The sequence below is a fragment of the Streptomyces spectabilis genome (assembly GCF_008704795.1).
GTDB lineage: Bacteria > Actinomycetota > Actinomycetes > Streptomycetales > Streptomycetaceae > Streptomyces > Streptomyces spectabilis.
On record NZ_CP023690.1, the window covers coordinates 1,394,590 to 1,412,243 of the forward strand.

The 17,654-nt window shown below is 72.6% G+C and carries 17 protein-coding genes; 9 read left to right on the plus strand and 8 right to left on the minus strand.

Translation table 11 applies throughout. From position 1 onward, the window contains the following. Positions 1–49: 49 nt before the first annotated feature. Positions 50–598, plus strand: a complete 549-nt coding sequence (locus CP982_RS05420) for a DUF1062 domain-containing protein (protein ID WP_150509431.1) — start codon at positions 50–52, stop codon at positions 596–598. Between the two features lie 108 nt (positions 599–706). On the opposite strand, the gene CP982_RS05425 is transcribed toward CP982_RS05420, so the two are convergent. Both CP982_RS05425 and CP982_RS05430 read right to left on the minus strand, forming a co-directional pair. Further along, a complete protein-coding gene (locus tag CP982_RS05425) occupies positions 707–1,630 on the minus strand; it encodes a zinc-binding dehydrogenase (protein WP_150509432.1) in 924 nt (307 codons plus the stop codon). A gap of 69 nt (positions 1,631–1,699) precedes the next feature. Further along, positions 1,700–2,776, minus strand: a complete 1,077-nt coding sequence (locus tag CP982_RS05430) for an alkene reductase (protein WP_150509433.1) — start codon at positions 2,774–2,776, stop codon at positions 1,700–1,702. 227 nt (positions 2,777–3,003) lie between these two features. Here CP982_RS05430 and CP982_RS05435 point away from each other — a divergent pair, with 227 nt between their 5' ends. Continuing rightward, the gene (locus CP982_RS05435; RefSeq protein ID WP_170316369.1) at positions 3,004–3,921 is read left to right on the plus strand and encodes a LysR family transcriptional regulator; all 918 of its coding nucleotides are present in this window, start codon (positions 3,004–3,006) and stop codon (positions 3,919–3,921) included. A gap of 4 nt (positions 3,922–3,925) precedes the next feature. Here CP982_RS05435 and CP982_RS05440 read toward each other — a convergent pair whose 3' ends face one another. The 5 genes from CP982_RS05440 to CP982_RS05460 all read right to left on the minus strand — a co-directional run bounded on the left by CP982_RS05440 (position 3,926) and on the right by CP982_RS05460 (position 7,819). After that, complete coding sequence (locus tag CP982_RS05440; RefSeq protein WP_150509434.1) at positions 3,926–4,894, minus strand: pyridoxal-phosphate dependent enzyme; 969 nt, start codon at positions 4,892–4,894, stop codon at positions 3,926–3,928. Beyond that, on the minus strand, positions 4,891–5,619 hold the full coding sequence (locus CP982_RS05445) for a helix-turn-helix transcriptional regulator (RefSeq protein WP_150509435.1): 729 nt from the start codon (positions 5,617–5,619) through the stop codon (positions 4,891–4,893). The genes CP982_RS05440 and CP982_RS05445 overlap by 4 nt, the downstream gene beginning before the upstream one ends. Positions 5,620–5,736: 117 nt before the next feature. Then, positions 5,737–6,342, minus strand: coding sequence for a CatB-related O-acetyltransferase (locus CP982_RS05450; protein WP_221514680.1), 606 nt, complete (start codon positions 6,340–6,342; stop codon positions 5,737–5,739). 224 nt (positions 6,343–6,566) lie between these two features. Continuing rightward, positions 6,567–7,250, minus strand: coding sequence for a hypothetical protein (locus tag CP982_RS43090; RefSeq protein WP_170316370.1), 684 nt, complete (start codon positions 7,248–7,250; stop codon positions 6,567–6,569). A gap of 236 nt (positions 7,251–7,486) precedes the next feature. Continuing rightward, positions 7,487–7,819, minus strand: a complete 333-nt coding sequence (locus CP982_RS05460) for a hypothetical protein (protein ID WP_150509438.1) — start codon at positions 7,817–7,819, stop codon at positions 7,487–7,489. 167 nt (positions 7,820–7,986) lie between these two features. Between CP982_RS05460 and CP982_RS05465 the strand changes: the two genes are divergently transcribed. The 4 genes from CP982_RS05465 to CP982_RS05480 all read left to right on the plus strand — a co-directional run bounded on the left by CP982_RS05465 (position 7,987) and on the right by CP982_RS05480 (position 12,189). Next, a complete protein-coding gene (locus CP982_RS05465) occupies positions 7,987–8,640 on the plus strand; it encodes a cysteine hydrolase family protein (protein WP_229878856.1) in 654 nt (217 codons plus the stop codon). A gap of 81 nt (positions 8,641–8,721) precedes the next feature. Beyond that, positions 8,722–10,134, plus strand: a complete 1,413-nt coding sequence (locus CP982_RS05470; RefSeq protein WP_229878857.1) for an amino acid permease — start codon at positions 8,722–8,724, stop codon at positions 10,132–10,134. 119 nt (positions 10,135–10,253) lie between these two features. After that, a complete protein-coding gene (locus CP982_RS05475; protein ID WP_150509440.1) occupies positions 10,254–11,330 on the plus strand; it encodes an FAD-dependent oxidoreductase in 1,077 nt (358 codons plus the stop codon). Position 11,331: 1 nt separating this feature from the next. Continuing rightward, complete coding sequence (locus CP982_RS05480; RefSeq protein ID WP_229878858.1) at positions 11,332–12,189, plus strand: alpha/beta fold hydrolase; 858 nt, start codon at positions 11,332–11,334, stop codon at positions 12,187–12,189. On the opposite strand, the gene CP982_RS05485 is transcribed toward CP982_RS05480, so the two are convergent. Then, on the minus strand, positions 12,117–15,053 hold the full coding sequence (locus tag CP982_RS05485) for an NACHT domain-containing protein (RefSeq protein WP_242785892.1): 2,937 nt from the start codon (positions 15,051–15,053) through the stop codon (positions 12,117–12,119). The genes CP982_RS05480 and CP982_RS05485 overlap by 73 nt on opposite strands. 163 nt (positions 15,054–15,216) lie before the next feature. On the opposite strand from CP982_RS05485, the gene CP982_RS05490 reads away from it, so the two are divergent. From CP982_RS05490 to CP982_RS05500, 3 genes are all read left to right on the plus strand, one after another. Then, on the plus strand, positions 15,217–15,429 hold the full coding sequence (locus CP982_RS05490; protein WP_150509441.1) for a hypothetical protein: 213 nt from the start codon (positions 15,217–15,219) through the stop codon (positions 15,427–15,429). A gap of 120 nt (positions 15,430–15,549) precedes the next feature. Further along, complete coding sequence (locus CP982_RS05495) at positions 15,550–16,296, plus strand: FadR/GntR family transcriptional regulator (protein WP_150509442.1); 747 nt, start codon at positions 15,550–15,552, stop codon at positions 16,294–16,296. Positions 16,297–16,322: 26 nt separating this feature from the next. Next, on the plus strand, positions 16,323–17,603 hold the full coding sequence (locus tag CP982_RS05500; RefSeq protein WP_150509443.1) for a CynX/NimT family MFS transporter: 1,281 nt from the start codon (positions 16,323–16,325) through the stop codon (positions 17,601–17,603). Positions 17,604–17,654 lie beyond the last annotated feature (51 nt).

Here is a 17,654-nt window from a genome sequence, read left to right on the forward strand (position 1 = left end):
GCCGCGCTCCTTTCTGCTGCGGTCTTCTCACGGGAACCGGTGTACTTCTGTGCTCAACACCTGGGTTGTCATGCCCACTTGCCTTCCGCTCGTCCTCCGCCGTTGCCACGCGTGCGCGTCCGATCGCTTCCGGGCGAACGGCAAGTTCCGCGTCAACGCCCACCACAAGCTCATCGACGCCTGGCTCCTCGTGCTCTGCGCCTCGTGCGGGGACACGGCCAAGCTCACGGTCTTCGAGCGGGCGCAGGTGCGCTCCGTACGGCCTGAGCTGCTCGACCGGCTGCACGCCAACGACCCCTCGTTGGCGGCCGAGTTGCTCCAGGATCCGCTCCTGCGGCGCCGCAACCGTGTCGCCCTCGACTGGGACGGCGCCTGGCGTCTGGACACCGGCGGATCCGACCATCTGGACCGCGAGGCGGTCGACATATCGGTCCGCTTCGCGGCGCGGATACCCCTCCGGCCGGTGCGGCTGATCGCCGAAGGCTGCGGCCTCTCCCGGGCCGAGGTCGAGAGGCTGATCACGGACGGGAAGCTCGTCTCCGCGGTCCGCCTCACCGGCAAGGTCTCCGACGGCTTCACCTTCACGCTGAAGCGCTGAGCCGCGCACCAGGGGCCTGTCCGGCGGCAGCTGCCGGACAGGCCCCGACGGGAGGCAGCCGCCCCGCAGGGACATGGTCCCGATGGCCTGCGGGCGGGCCGGGCGGAGTCATCGGTCCGCCGGGGATTCCTTCACGTCGAGAACGGCCTTGCCGCGGACGCGGCGGCCGAGGAGGGCGTCGGCGGCTTCCGCGGCGGCCTCCCACGGGCCGCGCCAGCCGATCTGGGGGTCGAGGCGGCCCTCCTCCAACAGGCCCAGGAGGTGGTCGAGGTCCTTGCCGAAAGGCGCCGTGACGTTGAAGTTCTCCAGGCGCCCGCGCGCCGACCTCGTGCCCGCCAGCTCGAAGTCGATGGTGGTGGGTTCGCGGGACGCCCGGCCGACGGCCTGGACGACACCGTCGTCCTCGATCCGGTAGAACGCTTCGGCCAGCTGTGCTCCGCCCACGGTGTCCAGGACGCCGTACACCGGCCGGGTCAGGCCCTTCGGCCCCTGGACCGTCTCCGCCGCGCCGAGTTCGCGAAGGCCCGCGGCGCGCTCCGGGCTGCCCGTCGAGGCGATGACGTGCGCACCCGCGAGCGCGGCGAGCTGCACCGCGAAGCGGCCGACGCCCCCGGACGCGCCGGTGACCAGGACGCGACGGCCCTCGACCGCGCCGAGACGCCGCACCGCCTGGAGGGCGGAGACCCCGGCGACCGGCAGCGCGCTGGCCGCGCCCAGGTCGACCGCGTCGGGGACGACCGCGAGGTCCGCGGTGTCGACGGCGCGCAGCTCGGCCCAGGCGCCGGACCAGCCGAAGCCGACGACGCGGGTGCCCGCGGGCGGACCCGAGCCGTCGCGGGCGGGTCTGCGGACGACGCCCGCCGCGTCCCAGCCGGGAATGTGCTCCGCGGGTGTGTCCGGCGAACGGAAGGCCAGTTCGCCGAAGTTGAGGGAGACGGCAGCGACCTCGACGAGCGCCTGCGTGTCCCGGGGCTCCGGGTCCGGGGCGGGCGCCAGGTGAAGTCCCTGTGGTCCGTGGAACAGTGCGCGCATCGCGGCGCTCCTTCTGTACGGGGGTGTGGTCCGGCCGTGGTGCGGTGGTGCCGCGGAGGCGGGGGACGGTCAGGCGCCGAGCGTCGGGTAGTCGGTGTAGCCGCGGTGGTCGCCGCCGTAGAACGTCGTGGAGTCGGCCTCGTTGTACGGGCCGCCCTGCCTGATGCGCTCCGGCAGGTCCGGGTTCGCGAGCCACGCGGTGGCCAGTACGACGGCGTCGGCGATGCCCTCCTCGACCGCGGCGGCGCCGGTCTCGGGGGTCGAGGGGAACGACTCGGGCGTGGGGTGGGCGCACAGCAGGAGCGTGCCGCGCCACTCGCCGCGGATCGCCCTGGTGATGTCGCGCGTGACCATCTCCAGGACGTGCAGGTACGCCAGCGGCGTGGACCGCAGGGCCCGTGCGAGCGCCGGATAGACCGCCGCGGCGTCGCTCTCGGCCATGCCGTTGAAGGTGATCCCCGGGGAGAGGCGGACGCCGACCTTCTCGGGCCCGACGGCGGCGGCGACGGCCTCGATCACCTCGACGACGAAGCGGATGCGGTTCTCGACCGGGCCGCCGTACGCGTCGGTGCGCCGGTTCGTGTTGTCCGAGAGGAACTGGTGCAGCAGGAAGCCGTTGGCGGCGTGCACCTCGACGCCGTCGAACCCGGCGTCGATCGCGTTGCGGGCGGCCTCGACGAACTCGCCCAGGGTGCGCTCCAGATCGGCGGGGGTCATCTCGCGCGGCACCGGGTGGTCCACCATGCCCGCTCCCGTGAAGAGCCGCTCGCCGGAGGCGATCGCGGAGGGGCCGATGGGCGCTTCGCCGCTCTCGTACAGGCTCGGGTGCCCGATCCGGCCGCAGTGCACCAGCTGTGCGAACATCCGGCCGCCCGCGGCGTGCACCGCGTCGGTCACCGTGCGCCACGCGGCGACCTGTTCGCCGGTGTGCAGACCCGGCGTGCTGATGTAGCCCTTGCCCAGGGCGCTCACCTGGGTCGCCTCGCTGATGATCAGCCCCGCGGAGGCGCGCTGGCTGTAGTACTCGGCCGCGAGGGCGGGCATCTCACCGGCGTCGTTGGCGCGCGAGCGCGTCATCGGGCCCATCACGAGGCGGTTCGGCAGGTCGAGCTTGCCGAGAGTCAGGCCGGTAAAGAGCTTGTCCATGAGGTCTCCCAGGGCTGCGAAGCGGTCGGCCCGGCGATCGCGCCGACGTGCCAACCCTCCTTCCGGGGCCCGGAGCGGATCAATGGCGAAGCACTGAACCCAACGTTCACTCCCGCTTACCTCACGCCTTTGACCTGCGTAAAGTTGGGCCGCGTGGGCTGGATTCGGCCTACGGGGGAGCACTGCGCCGCCCCGCTGGGCGGCGTCTGAAGGGGGAGGCACGGGGGATGGAACGGTACGAGATGGAGATCTTCCTGGCGCTGTCCGAGGAGTTGCATTTCGGCCGCACGGCGGAGCGGCTGCGGCTGTCGCCCGCGATGGTCAGCCAGACCGTGAAGAAGCTGGAGCGCCGCTTCGGCGTCCCGCTGTTCGAACGCACCAGTCGCAAGGTCGCGCTGACCGGGCCCGGCGAGCGGCTGCGTGCCGACATCGCCCCGCACTTCCAGGGGATCCAGGAGGCCGTCGACCGGTTCAAGAACTCCGTCCGGGGCCTCCAGGGCGTGGTCACGGTGGGGTTCATGGGCGTGCTCGCCGGGAACATCTGCCAGGCCGTGGCGAACGTCTTCCGGGAGCGTCACCCCGGCTGCGCGGTCCGCGTGGTCGAGACCCAGATGCGGCACCACTGCGCCCAACTGCGCAGCGGCGAGGCGGACATCGTCGTCATCCCCCTGCCGGTGGAGGAGCCGGACCTCACCGTGGGCCCGGTCGTCGTCCGGCACACGCTGCACCTCGCGGTGTCGTCGGAGAACCCCCTGGCCCGGCAGTCCTCGGTGTGCGTGGAGGACCTCGCCGGGGAGACCTGGGCCTCGCTCGCCGCATCCGTACCGGAGTACTGGATCGACCACTTCTACGCCCGCCGGACGCCCAGCGGTCGTCCCATCGCCCGCAGTTCCGAGCGGTGCGACACCTTCACCGAGGTCCTCGCCATGGTCGCGGCCGGGCGCGCGGTCACGGTGGGCGGCGCCGACATGACGACGTACCGACTGCGCCCCGACATCACCTATCTGCCGTTCACCGACATGCCTCCGATGGAGCGCGCCATGGTGTGGCGCACCAGCCAGGAGGACGCCCGGGTCCGCGCGTTCGTCGAGGCGGTCACGGACACGGCGGTCCCGGCGGAGCCTCCCGGCTGTCACAGCGCCTAGTCGTCTAGTCGCCGCAGAGTTCCGCGAAGCGGCGGGTGTTGATGTTGCCGCCGGAGATGATGACGCCGACGCGCGGCGGGACCTGCGGGAGGCGCCCGGCCAGGAGGGCCGCGAGGCCGGTCGCGCCGCTGGGCTCAATGACGATCTTCAGGCGTTCGAAGGCGAACCGCATCGCGTCGCGGATCTCGTCGTCGGAGACGAGCACGATCTCGTCCACGAGGCGCTGGTTGATGGGGAACGTCAGCTCGCCGGGCGTCTCGATGGCCTGGCCGTCGGCGATGGTGCGCGGGACCGGCACGGAGACGCGGTGGCCGGCCTCCAGGGACCGCTTGGTGTCGTCGCCCGCCTCCGGCTCCACGCCGATCACCCGGATCCGCGCGTCCAGGCCCTTCGCGGCCGTGGCGCTGCCCGCGATCAGACCGCCGCCGCCCACCGGACTGACCAGGCCGTCCAGCGCCCCCACCTCTTCGAGGAGTTCGAGCGCCGCGGTGCCCTGGCCCGCGATGACGTCCGGGTGGTCGTACGGCGGGATCAGGGTGAGGTCGCGCTCGGCGGCGAGCTGCCTGCCGATGGCGGTGCGGTCGCCGGCGTAGCGGTCGTACGTGACGATCTCGGCGCCGTACCCCTCGGCGGCCTCGCGCTTGGAGAGCGGGGTGTCCTCCGGCATGAGGATCACCGCTCTGCTGCCCCGCTCGCGGGCCGCGAGCGCGATGGCCTGGGCGTGGTTGCCGGAGGAGAACGAGGCGATGCCCTTGGCCAGTTGCTCGGGCGTGAGCCGGGACACGGCGTGGTAGGCGCCGCGGAACTTGAAGGCGCCGATCCGCTGGAAGTTCTCGCACTTGAGGAAGGTCTCGGCGCCCACGCGGGCGTCCAGGGTGCGCGAGCGGAGGACGGGCGTGCGGTGGGCCACGCCCTTGATCCGGTCGGCGGCGGCGCGCACGTCGTCGAGGGTGACCAGGGGGGTGCTCGTCATGCGGGTGCTCCTGGTGAGGTGTCGGGCCCGGGCGGCGGTGCGCCCTGGGCGCGGGACTTGGCGAGGTAGCTGTAGGCGGAGGCGCGGGAGATGCCGAGGCGGGCGGCGACCTGCGGGACCGCGCCCCGTACGGCGAAGACGCCCTGGTCGTCGAGACCGCGGAAGAGCTCGACGCGTGCGTCGCGGTCGAGCTCGCTCCACGGGCGGCTCTGCCGGAGCTGGTGGCTGTCGACGATCGAGCTGACGACGGACTCCACGTCGTCGCCGAACGTCGTGGTCGGCACCTCCGGCCGCACCGCCACGCCCGCGAGTTCGCCGATGAGGGCGCTCGCCTGCTGGACCGCGGTGATGTCGAGGTTGACGCACAGCGCGCCGAACACCGCGCCGCCGCCGTCGCGCAGCAGCATCGTGGACGACTTGACCAGCTTTCCGTCCTGGGTGCGGGTGAGGTAGTTCAGCTCGTCGGCCGCCGCGTCGCCGCGTGCCAGCATGCCCATGCCGATCTCGCTCATCGAGCCGCCGACGCTGCGGCCTGTGACGGCTCCGGCGATCGCCACGACGGACTTCTCCGGCCGCCGGTAGTCGTGGACGACCGCTTCGCACAGCGAGCCGAAGGTGGCGACGAGGCCTTCGACCACCGGGGCGAGGGCGGCGATGATCGCGTCGCGCTCGGCTTCGCGTACGTCGTCGGTGCCCTCGGTGCTCTCGACGCTCTCGGCGCTCATGGGGCGGCCCCCTCCCTTGCCGTGACAACTGCCGCAGCAACTGCCGTGACGGCTTCCGCAGCAGCTCTGGACCAAACGTACACGCCTTGGACAGAAAGTCCAGAGCTGCTGGGAGGGCTACGTCCGGGGCGCCGCCGCCTCCAGGTCGGCGACACTGCCCGACATCACCGCCGGGATGTGCTGCGTGAGGTGCTCCAACGGCCAGTCCCACCAGGCCAGTTCGAGCAGTCGGGCGATGTCGTCGGCGCTGAAGCGGTGGCGCAGCAGACGGGCCGGGTTGCCGCCGACGATCCCGTAGTCGGGGACGTCGTCGACGACGACGGAGCCGGAGGCGACGACCGCGCCGTGGCCGATGCGGACACCCGGCATCACCAGGGTCCGGTAGCCGAGCCACACGTCGTGCCCGACGACGGTGTCGCCGCGGCCCGGAAGCCCGCTGATGAGGTCGAAGTGGTCGGCCCAGGAACCTCCCATGATGGGGAACGGGAACGTGGACGGGCCGTCCATGCGGTGGTTGGCGCCGTTCATGATGAACCGCACGCCTTCGCCGAGGGCGCAGAACTTGCCGATGACGAGCTTCTCGGGCCCGTAGTGGTACAGCACGTTGCGGGTCTCGAAGCCCGTCGAGTCGTCCGGGTCGTCGTAGTACGAGAACTCGCCCACTTCGATGAGGGGCGAGGTGATCAGCGGCTTGAGGAGCACCACGCGGGGCTGGCCGGGCATCGGGTGCAGGACGGTGGGGTCGGCGGGGACGAGGGGCACGGTGGCACCTTTCCGTTGTGCGGCAGGGCGGCGGGGCGGCGTGCGCCCGCCCCAGGATCCCCTGGTCAACTGCCCGATGGCACGCGGTTTACGGACCGCGGGAAGCGGCCGGTGAACGCGCTCGGGCCCCCGGCGCGTCCACTGAGGGACGCGCCGGGGGCCCGGGTGGGTCAGGTGCCGAAGGGCTATCGCACCGTCACCGTGAAGACGGGCGACAGGGTGGCGCCGCTCTTCATGCGCAGCTCGTTCTTGCCCTTGAGGCCGAGCTTGACGCGCAGGGTGTACGCGCCGGACTTGTTGACGGTGGTGGAGGCGGGCAGCGCCTTCCACGTGCCGCGCTGCTTCTGCTGGAGGCCGACCTTGGCGCCCGCCTTGATGCCGGTGGCCTTGCCGCTGACGCGCAGCTCCTGCCAGGCCTTCACGGAGGTCGCGGACGGCTTGGCGGTCAGCGCGGCCTTCGCCTTGGCGGTGGGGCTCGCCTTCTGGGTGCCGAGGCTCTTGCCGGTCTTGACGTCCCAGATGGCGTACGGGGTGCCGCCGCCCTGCGTCTTGCTGTACAGGCGCTTGCCGTCGGCGCTCAGGTGCAGGTAGATGCCGTCGTCGACGGTCTGGCCCGGCTTGAGGGCCTTGCCGTTGTAGTACGGCTTGCCGCCCTTGACCGTGAGGGTGACGCCGGCGCCGATGTCGATCTTCACCGACTTGGCGGCGACGCTCTGCACCGCGGCGGGGCGCTCGGGGGCGGGCGCGCTCGCAAGCGCGGCCGCGGCCGGGGCCAGGAGGGCCGTACCGGCGAGGACCGAGACGGTGGCGGTACGGAGGGCGCTGCGGCGGTGGGTGGTGGTGCGCATAACGACGGTGTTCCCCTTCACGGTCATGAGTCTGTTCGCGTGCACGGCGTGGCTCCGCCGTCGGGCGGTGCCGCGCGGTGCGGTCCCGTTTTGTCCCCGTCGTCCGTGCTGCCCGGCGGGTACGGAATAAACCTAGTTCACCCGTCATTACGGCTATCCGAAGATCATGTAACGGTGCCCCATAGATCACTTCACGGCACGGCATCAGCCCGTTCCCGGCGCCACCGAGGCCGCGATCACCGGTGCTCGCGGGCGCCTCAACCGTCGATCCGTACGCCCTGCTTCCTCGCGTAGGCCTCCCTCCCCTTGGTGTGCCACCACTCGGAGACGTCGATCCGCAACGACCGCGCTATCCACGCCAGCAGGTCCTCTGGCGGGCTTCCGTTGAAGACGTTGATGTCGCTGCTGTCGCGTTCGGAGCGGACCGACCAGCGGCCATCGGGGGCGACGACCTCCAGGTACACGTCGAACTTCCGCCCCCGCACGACGACTTCGAGGTCCGTGACCTCCAGGGCGACGCACCCTCCTTCGTCCCACTTCCCCACGACCCGCGGGACCAGCAGGTCCCGCACTTCCTCTGGAGTCAGCATCCGTCCAGGATCTCGCACCGGCACGCGCCGCGGAGCGCCGGATGCTGCTATCGTCCACCTCGAATCGAGATACCTCGAATCGATGCATAGCTGTACGCCTGTACGTCTGTACGTCCGTACGCCTCTGTGCATCGGTTCGGGACACGACCAGTTGTGGAGGTGCGACGGTGTTCACCGAGGAATGGGTGACGGCGCGGGCCAGGGACGGCTACGAGCGCGGGCAGGCGTCCTTCCCGATCCGCCCCGAGCGCTCGGCGCTCCTTGTCATCGACATGCAGGACGAGTTCGTTCGCCCGGGCTTCAGCCCGTACTGGGTGCCCGCCGCCACGCGCATGGCGCCCCGGCTGCGCGGCCTGGTGGAGCACTGCCGCACGGCGGACGTGCCGGTCGTCTGGACCGTCTTCGACGACACGCACCTCGGCCTCGACCGTCCGCACGCCCTGCGCCACCTGCCGCACGGCTCCCACGACTGGACCAGGCCGGGGCCCGCGCGGATCTGGCACGAGATGGGCCCCCGCGAGGACGAGGTCGTCATCCGCAAGCCGTCGTACGGCGCGTTCTACGACACCCCGCTGGACACGATCCTGCGCAACCTCGGCCGGGACACGGTCGTCGTGACCGGGACGCTCACCAACTACTGCTGCGGCACGACGGCGCGGCAGGCGTACGAGCGCGGCTACCACGTGGTGTTCGGCGCGGACGTCACCGCGACCGACGACGAGACCCGCCAGGAGCCGGAACTCGCCGTGCTGCGCAAGGGGTTCGCGCGCGTCCTGGACGCGGCGGAGATCAGTGCGCGGCTGACCGGCGCCGCGGTCTGACCCCGCCGGGGCGGCCGCCTCCACGCACCCGCAACACCGCGGCAACACCCCCGCAGGGTTGGCCGCCTAGCGTCGCCTGTCGTGAGTACGGACACACGGAACACCTCGGCCCCACCGGACGACAACACTCCCGGCCAGGGCGGTCTGGAGAAGGGGCTCCAGCGGCGGCACATGAACCTGATCGCCCTGGGCGGGGTGATCGGCGCCGGGCTCTTCGTGGGCAGCGGCGTGGTCGTGCGGCAGACCGGGCCCGCGGCCGTCCTCTCCTTCCTCGCCGCAGGCGTCCTGACCGTGCTCATCATGCGGATGCTCGCCGAGATGACGGTGGCCCGGCCCGCGCTCGGCTCGTTCTACGCCCATGTGCGCGAGACGCTCGGCGCCCGGGCCGGGTTCGCCGTCGGGTGGCTGTACTGGTACTTCTTCGTGATCGTGGTCGCCGTGGAGGCGGTGGCGGGCGGGCGGATCGTCCGGCTGTGGCTGCCGGACGCGCCGCTGTGGGCGATCAGCCTCGTCCTGATGGCCCTGCTCACCGCGACGAACATGGTCTCCGCGCGCTCCTTCGGCGAGTTCGAGTACTGGTTCTCGTCCGTGAAGGTGCTCGCCATCGTGGTGTTCCTGTTCCTGGGCGCGCTGTACGTACTCGGGCTCTGGCCCGAGGCGTCCGGCGGCCTCGGCCACCTCACCGCGCACGGCGGCTTCGCGCCCGAGGGCGTGGGCGCGGTGCTCGCCGCCGTCGTGCCGTGCGTCGGGTTCTTCACCGGCGCGGAGATCGTGACCATCGCGGCGGCGGAGTCCACCGAGCCCGAGCGCGCCGTCGCGGCGGCGATCCGGTCGATCGTGCTGCGGGTCGTCGCGTTCTACGTCCTGTCGATCCTCGTCGTCGTCGCGGTGGTGCCCTGGACCGACGAGGCCGTGGAGGTCAGTCCCTACGCGGCGGTCCTGGAGCGCCTCGACGTGCCCGCGGCGGCGACCGTCATGAACGCGGTCGTGCTCGTGGCGGTCCTGTCCTGCCTCAACTCCGCGCTCTACACCTCGTCCCGGATGCTCTTCGCGCTCACGCGCGGCGGTGACGCGCCGCGCGGCTTCACGCGGCTCAGCCGGGGCGGGGTGCCCCGCCGCGCGATCCTCGCGGGCACGTCCGTCGGCTACGCGTCGGTCGTCGCGGCGTGGATCTCCCCCGACGTCGTCTTCCAGTTCCTCATCGACTCCTACGGCGCCATCGCGCTGTTCGTCTACCTGGCGATCGCCGTCGCCCAGCTGCGCATGCGCCGCACTCTGGAGCGCGAGGCCCCGGACCGGCTCACCCTGCGCATGTGGGGCTACCCGTGGCTGAGCCGCGTCACCATCGCCGCGATGGCGGCGGTCATCCTCGCCATGGCCTTCCTGCCCGACAGCCGGGCGCAGTTCTGGCTGAGCCTCCTGACGGTGGCGATCGTGCTCGGCGCGTACGAGGTGAGACGGCGGCACGGGGAACCGCAGGGCCGGAAGCTGTAGGTCCGCTGTCGGGGACGACAGGCCCGTTGTCGGCGGCCCGTCGGCGGGGTCCAGCACCGTTTCGCGGGACGGCCGACCGGAGTCCACCGGGCGGCCCCGACCCGGAAAGGTGCCGCCCCATGCCCACCCCCGTCACGATCGTCGGCGCCGGACTCGGCGGCCTCACGCTCGCCCGCGTCCTGCACCTCCACGGCATACCGGCCACGGTCCACGAGGCCGAGGACTCGCCGACGGCACGCGCACAGGGCGGACTGCTCGACATCCACGACTACAACGGGCAGCTCGCGCTCGCCGCGGCCGGCCTGATGGACGCGTTCCGCGGCATCGTCCTGGAGGGCCGCCAGGCCATGCGGGTCCTCGATCCGAACGGGGCCGTCCTGCACGAGACGGCGGACGACGGGACAGGGGGACGCCCCGAGGTGCAGCGCGGGGAACTGCGCCGGATCCTGCTCGACTCGCTCCCGCCCGGCACCGTGCGGTGGGGGCACAAGGTCAGCGGTGCCCGCGCCCTCGGCGACGGCCGCCACGAGGTGACGTTCGCCGACGGCGGCACCGTCGTCACCGGCCTGCTGGTCGGCGCGGACGGCGCCTGGTCACGCATCCGCCCGCTGCTCAGCGCCGCCGCCCCCGCGTACACAGGGAAATCGGTCGTCGAGACCTACCTCTTCCACGCCGACACCCGGCACCCGGCCACCGCGAAGGCGGTCGGCGGCGGGTCGGTGATCACGCTCACGCCGGGCAGGGAGATCTTCGCCCACCGCGAGACGGGCGACACCCTGCACGCCTACGTGGGACTTGAGGAGCCGCAGGACTGGTTCGACGCCCTCGACTTCGCCGACGCGGCCGCGACCACGGCACGGATCGCGCGGGAGTTCGCCGGCTGGGCGCCGGAGCTCACCGCGCTGATCACCGACACCGACACCCCGCCGGTCCTGCGCGCCCTCCACGCCCTGCCGGCCGGGCACCGTTGGGACCGGGTACCGGGCGTGACCCTCCTCGGCGACGCCGCCCACCTCGCGGCCCCGAACGGCGAGGGGGCCAACCTGGCCATGCTCGACGGCGCCGAACTCGGCCGGGCCATCGCCGCGCACCCCGACGACATCGAGACCGCGCTCACCGCGTACGAGCGGGCCATGTTCCCTCGCGGCGCCGAGGCTGCCACCATGCTGAAGACGATCATCGAACAGGGGCAGTGAGTTGACGGAGAAGCAGGGCGTCGCGCCGATGACCGACGCGGCTCGCATCCACTGGACGGCGCTGGGCGAGCGGACCGGGCAGCCACCCGTCGTCCTGCTGCACGGCGGCCCCGGCCTGCCGGACTACCTGGGCCCCGTCGCCGCGACGGTCGCGGACCTCGCGCCCGTGTACCGCTACGACCAGCGCGGCACGGGCCGGTCCCCCTGGTACGGCCGTCACACGCTCGCCCGGCACGTCGCCGACCTCACCGAGCTCCTCGACGCCTGGGGCGCGGCATCGGCGGTGCTGATCGGGCACTCCTACGGCGCCGACCTGGCCAGCCGGTTCTGTCTGGCCCATCCGGACCGGGTGGCCGGGATGCTGCTGCTGTGCGGGCCGTTCGTCGGCGACTGGCGCGCGGGCGACCGGGCGGCACGCGACCGCCGCATGTCCGCGGCCCAGCAGTCCCGGCTCCGTGCCCTACTGGGGCTCGCGCGCCGCACGGAGGACCAGGAGGTCGAGTTGCTCACCCTGTCCTGGTTCACCGACCACGCCGACCCCGAACGCGGTTGGCACTGGGCCGCCCAGGACGCCCGGCAGCGGCGGCCCGTCAACTGGGTCATGAACCGCGAACTCGGCGGGGCGGGGCGCGCGGACCCGCTCGACCAGCACCTCGACGCCCTGCGCCGCTGCCTGCCCGCCCGCGTGGAGATCCTCGGCGGCACCGAGGACCCCCGCCCGCTGTCGGCCCTCGAAGCCCTGGCACTCCGGCTCGACGTGCCGCTGACCCGGGTCGACGGGGCTGGTCATGAGCCGTGGCTGGAGCGGCCGGAGGCGGTGCGGGAGGTGCTTCGGGGGTTCGTACGGGGGCGGGGGTAGCGGGTGACGGCGCCGGGCGGGAAGTGTTCGGCGCCGGTCACTTCCTCTGCGTTGTGAAGGGTGACGGTCAGGTCGGGCATGCCGCGCAAGGGGGTGAGGTCGACCTTCCGGTGCTCGTTCCAGCAGTAGATCTCCAACGTCGTGAGGTTGGGCAGGGCGCTTCGCACACGTGCGAGGTCGCCGACGCCATCACTGCAATTCAGCATCAGGCTCCGGATCTGCGGTGCCGGTGGCAGTTGTTCGAGCATGGCCATACCGGCCTCGAGTTGCAGCATGAGTCGGTTCAGGCATGGCAGCGACGCCGCCAGACGCAGTCCGTCGACAGAACCACACAGGTTCAGAGTGGACAGGCCCGCCCACCGGCCGATCCCGTCCAGCGTGCCGAGGCACTTGCACGCCCTGTCGCCGAGCATGAGGCTGTCCAGACCCACATGGATCGGAAGCGTCCGCAGAGCCCCGGGCTCAAGATCCACGTTGAGTGCCAGAAACTCCAGGTCCGGCAGATGCTGAAGCCCCGCCCCACCTTGCATGCGTTCTCCGCTGAGGTAGAAGCGCCTGATGTTCGCACGAGCCAGGGCGGAGAAGTCCGTGAGATTGTCGCAGTCGGTCAGACTCGCATATTCCAAAGAAGGGAACGATCGGAGGAGTTCCACGTCTCGCAGCACGGAATTGCTCACGAGGTACAGCATGCGAAGCCTTTCCGGGTTACCCGCCGACACGATGTCGCTGGCCGTGAAGTCGCCGTGGAAGTGAAGGCCCTGGGGCGGGGTCAAGGTGTGCAGCAAAGACAGCTGCTCCGGCGAGTGGATGTCCAAAAGGCTGAGACTGGGCATGTGGCCCAGGACTTCCTGGGCATAGTCAGCCGTGTCGAAGCTGTGCCAGCTCGACTGCAGGACGTTGCGTACCCTGAGGACCGCACTCGTCCGGAACTTCTTCATGACCGTGAGGGCCGCGTCGCCGCCGATGAAGCTGGCTGTGCGGACAACCGCATCCGCCTCGTCGTCCTCTAGGCCCTCCGGCCCGGGAAGCAGATCCAAGATGACCGGCCCGACTTCCGCCAACGCCCGCGCCTCCGCGTCGCTGCGCGGCGGCAGCAAGTCCGCCGTGCGCCCCCGCACCTCCTCCCGCACCACCGGATCCAGCTCCGTCGCGTACTCGAGGCAAGCCGTGGCCAACAGGTGCAGCCGCACCCGGTGTTTGGCCACGCGGTCGCCCCGGGCGATCAGGCGGCGCAGGAGGCCGGCGCGTTCGGCGGGGCGGGCGTGGGCGACGGCCATGCGGAGGACGTCCTCCCAGCGGTCGTCGTGGGCGTTGCGGACGAGGAGGGGGATGTCGCGCGCTTCGACGGCGGCCTTGGCGCCGAGGTAGTCCTGGAAGGTGCGGTGGACGAAATCCACGGTGTCCGCGCTGGGCTGGCGGAGCAGCCCCGAGCGGGCGAGGAGGTGGGTGAGGACGCCCTCCGCGTCGGCCTGCCGGGCGACGTGCGGCATCGCGGGCAGCGCACCGGCGATCAGGTCGACGGCGGTGTCCTGGTCGAGTTCGTCCTGGCCGTTGCGGATGAGCCAGTAGGCGAGGCGTTGCAGGATCTGGACGCTCTGGTGCTCGGTGAGGCCAAGGCCCTCGGGGGCGTCGATGTCGCGTTCGCGGTCGCGCCGGTGCAGCAGCATGGACAGGGCGGCGTCGTACAACTCCATGCGGCCGTGCGGCAGATGACCGCGCCGGTCGCGGTGGAGCGCGCAGACCAGGGCGCACAGCAGCGGCGTGGTGGTCAGACGGGACAGCTCGCGCTGCGAGCGCACGGTGTCCTTGAGCGACTCCCCGAGCGCGGCGAGGTGGTCGCGCTCCTGCGTGCTCGCGGCGTCGGCGGCGGCCGCGTCGTGCCAGCGGGTCAGGAACACCGCCACGTCCCGGCCGCCCATCGGCCGTACGGTCAGCTCGGCGAAGCCGCCGTCGGCGAGCCAGCCCTCGGGCACGGCGGAGGGCCGGGTCGTCACCACGTACGCGGCGCGCGGATAGGCCGCGAGCAGCTCGTGGAGCCACTGCCGGGTCCGGGCGCGCTGCGCCTGCGGCACCTCGTCGAGGCCGTCGACGAGCAGCAGCCCCCGGCCGTCGAGGAGGACCTGGTCGGCCCAGCCGGGCGGCTGGGCGTCCTCGCGCGGGCAGCCGGTGGCGGCCAGGTACTCGTGCGGGGCGGGCAGTTCACCGCGCCTGACCAGGGTCCGCAGGGGCAGCACGAACGGCAGGCAGTCCTTCAAGTGGGCCAGTTCGCCGGGGAGTTCACGGCGTGCGGCGGCGACCGCGAGCCACTGCAACAGGGTGGTCTTGCCGCTGCCCGCGAGGCCCCGTACCAGCGTCCGCAGCCGTCCCGCGAGGGCCTGCTCGGCGCGCTCGACGCTCACCGCAGCCCCGTCGACGCGGTCGACGCCGTAGGCGCCCGGCGGGAGCCCGTGGGCGGGCGTGGCGAACTCCAGGCTGAGGTAGGCGGCGTCCAGCGGCCAGCAGTTCCGCTCCGGCCGCGACAGGTCCAGGCCGATCACCGAGAGCTGCCCGTACCGGTGGGCGACGTACGTCCGGTACCACGCCTCGAACCGCTCCCGCGCGCCGGAAGAGCCGACGGTGGCGGCCTCGGCCGGGGCGGCGGGCGGTACGGCCCGGTCGCGGAGCCGCAGCAGTTCCTCCGGGTCACCGCCGAGCGCGGCGGCCAGCGCCGCCACCGTCGCGTCGGTCGGCACCCCCGTGCCGTTCAGGGCCTGACTCACGGTCGTCCGGCCAAGGCCGGCCCGCCGGGAGAGCGTGATCATCGAGAGGCGCCGCCGCGCCCGCAGGCTCCGCAGCCGCGCCTTCAGGTCAGCCAGTGGCTCCAACGGCCCCGGCCCGTCCCCGCTCTCCCCCACCGGCCCCTCCACGGACAGCGCCCCCTCGTCGTTCGGACCTGTTCATCTTGGTCCAACTGAACGTCGCCGTACGGGACTTCGGACATCTTCCTTCCCATCGGGCATCCGCTCCTCACGGGAAGGAACCTCCCTCATGACCTCCACCCCCGCCCCCTGGGCCCTGCTGGCCCTCGCGCTGGTCGCGGCGGTCCTCGTCGCGCTCCTCGCCGCCGTCGCCACCGCGCTGCTCGCCCGCTGGGACGGCGCGTCCGTGCCCGCCGCCCTGCTGCGCGCGGGCGGTGCCTTCGGAGCGACGCTGACCCTGGTCGCGGCGCTGCTCGCGCTGTTCCTCCAGGGGTCGGCATAGTCCCGGCGGCTTGACACCCACAAACATGGGATGTTCCCATGTTTGGGCATCCAGGAGAGACGTGCGTCCAGAAGAGATGCGCGTCCAGGAGAGAACCGTTCGGCAGAGAGGCCCCGACCGATGCCGCTGCGCACCACCGCACGGACCAACCTCGTCGATCTCGTGATCGCCCAGATGGAGAGCCTCATCGCCGACGGCGAGTGGCCGGTCGGGGCGAAGATCCCGGCCGAGCCGCAGCTCGTGGAGCAGCTCTCCGTCGGCCGCAACACCGTGCGGGAGGCCGTCCGCGCCCTGGTGCACACCGGGATGCTCGAACCCCGCCAGGGCGACGGCACCTATGTGCGCGCGAGCAGCGGTCTCGGCGCGGCGGTGCAGCGGCGGCTGCGCGAGGCGGGCGACCTGGAGGCGTACGAGGTGCGGGCGTCCCTGGAGCGGGACGCCGCGCGGTACGCGGCCGAGCGCCGCACCCCGGAGGACCTCGACGTGCTGCGGACGGCCCTCGCCGAGCGCGGCCGGGCCTGGGAGGCCGGTGACATCGACGCGTTCATCGACGCGGACATGGCCTTCCACCGGGCGGTGGCGGACGCCGCCCACAACAGCGTCCTCGCCGATCTGTACGGGCACCTCAGCGACGCGCTGCGCTCGACCCTCCAGTCGGTGGTCGGCGCCCCGGTCCCCGAGGCCGTACGCCACCAGATCGGCGCCCACCAGGCGATCCTCGACGCCATCGAGGCGCGGGATCCGGCCGCGGCCGAGTCGGCCGTGCTCGCCCACCTGGCCGAGGGCATGGCCGCGCTGCGCGAGCGGCCGCTGGACGGCCCCGGCGCGGACGACGCGGACGCGGACACCCCCGCGTCCGCCCACTGACACCCCACCCCTTCAGGAGACACGGCATGCGCAGGGAAGCGCCCGCCGCCACGGCCACCGTGGCGCGGGACGACGACACCATCGACACGGCGCCCGGTCAGGCCCCGCACGGCCCGCACGGCGTCACCGGGCGCCGCGCCCTGTACCTCGGTCTCGGGGTCGTCCTGCTCGCCCTGAACCTGCGCCCCGCGCTGGTCGCCGTCTCCCCGCTGGCGGACGTCATCCGGGACGACAGCGGCATGTCGGCCACGGCCACCAGCCTGCTCACCGCCCTTCCCCTGCTCTGCTTCGGCCTGCTCGCGCCGGTCGCGCCGGGCCTCGGCCGCCGCTTCGGCATGGAGCGCTCGCTGTTCGGCACCATGGCGCTGATCTGCGCGGGCACCGCGCTGCGGATGCTGGACTCGGTGGTCGCCCTGTTCGCGGGCACGGTCGTCATCGGCGCGGGCATAGCCGTCGCCAACGTGCTCCTGCCCGGCCTGATCAAGCGGGACTTCCCGGGGCGCGCCGGTCTGATGACGGGCCTGTACTCGATGTCGCTGTTCGGCGGCGCCGCGCTCGCGGCCGGTGTCACGCTGCCGGTGCGGGACGCCTCGGGCATGGACTGGCGGACCACGCTCGCCTGTTGGGGCGCCCTCGCCGTGCTCGCCCTCGTGGTGTGGCTGCCGCAGGTGCGCTCGCGCACCCGCGTCGGCGCGGCGGCGGCCCGGCAGGCGGCGCACCCGGTGCGCGGCCTGTGGCGCTCGCCCCTGGCCTGGCAGGTCACCGCGTACATGGGTCTGCAGTCGCTGAACTACTACGCCGCCGCTGCCTGGCTGCCGACCCTGCTCCAGGACTCGGGGATGAGCGCGGGTGACGCCGGGTGGATGCTGTCGTTCTCGGCGCTGCTCGGCATCACGGGCTCGTTCGTGACCCCGGTGGTCGTCGGCGGGCGGCTCAGCGCGGCGCGGCTCGCGACGCTCGGCGCGGTCCTGTGCGCGGCCGGGTACGCGGGCCTCCTCGCCGCCCCGGTCGGCGGCGCGTACGTGTGGATGAGCCTGCTCGGGCTCGGCCAGGGCGCGGCGATCAGCCTCGCGCTGCTGTTCCTCGTGCAGCGGGCGCCGGACGCCCGGCACGTCGCGCAGCTGTCCAGCATGGCGCAGTGCTTCGGCTACGTCCTGGCCGCCACCGGGCCCGCCATCCTGGGCGCCGTGCACGACGTGTCCCACGACTGGACGATCCCGGTCGTCGTCCTCCTGGTGCTGCTCGTCCCGCAGGTCGTGGTGGGCCTCGGCGCGGCCCGCGACGGGCACGTGCGCGGCACGGCGTAGAGCGTGCGAACACCCCTGTGGGGCGGGCCTGTCCGGCCCGCCCCACAGGGG

Excerpts from the sequence above, each read along its gene's own strand:
- CP982_RS05430 (WP_150509433.1), bottom strand. The coding sequence starts at position 2,776 with ATGGACAAGCTCTTTACCGGCCTGACTCTCGGCAAGCTCGACCTGCCG.
- CP982_RS05425 (WP_150509432.1), bottom strand. The coding sequence starts at position 1,630 with ATGCGCGCACTGTTCCACGGACCACAGGGACTTCACCTGGCGCCCGCC.
- CP982_RS05450 (WP_221514680.1), bottom strand. The coding sequence starts at position 6,342 with ATGCCCGGCCAGCCCCGCGTGGTGCTCCTCAAGCCGCTGATCACCTCG.
- CP982_RS05500 (WP_150509443.1), top strand. The coding sequence starts at position 16,323 with ATGCGCAGGGAAGCGCCCGCCGCCACGGCCACCGTGGCGCGGGACGAC.
- CP982_RS05445 (WP_150509435.1), bottom strand. The coding sequence starts at position 5,619 with ATGAGCGCCGAGAGCGTCGAGAGCACCGAGGGCACCGACGACGTACGC.
- CP982_RS05490 (WP_150509441.1), top strand. The coding sequence starts at position 15,217 with ATGACCTCCACCCCCGCCCCCTGGGCCCTGCTGGCCCTCGCGCTGGTC.
- CP982_RS05440 (WP_150509434.1), bottom strand. The coding sequence starts at position 4,894 with ATGACGAGCACCCCCCTGGTCACCCTCGACGACGTGCGCGCCGCCGCC.
- CP982_RS05435 (WP_170316369.1), top strand. The coding sequence starts at position 3,004 with ATGGAACGGTACGAGATGGAGATCTTCCTGGCGCTGTCCGAGGAGTTG.
- CP982_RS05475 (WP_150509440.1), top strand. The coding sequence starts at position 10,254 with ATGCCCACCCCCGTCACGATCGTCGGCGCCGGACTCGGCGGCCTCACG.
- CP982_RS05460 (WP_150509438.1), bottom strand. The coding sequence starts at position 7,819 with ATGCTGACTCCAGAGGAAGTGCGGGACCTGCTGGTCCCGCGGGTCGTG.
- CP982_RS05495 (WP_150509442.1), top strand. The coding sequence starts at position 15,550 with ATGCCGCTGCGCACCACCGCACGGACCAACCTCGTCGATCTCGTGATC.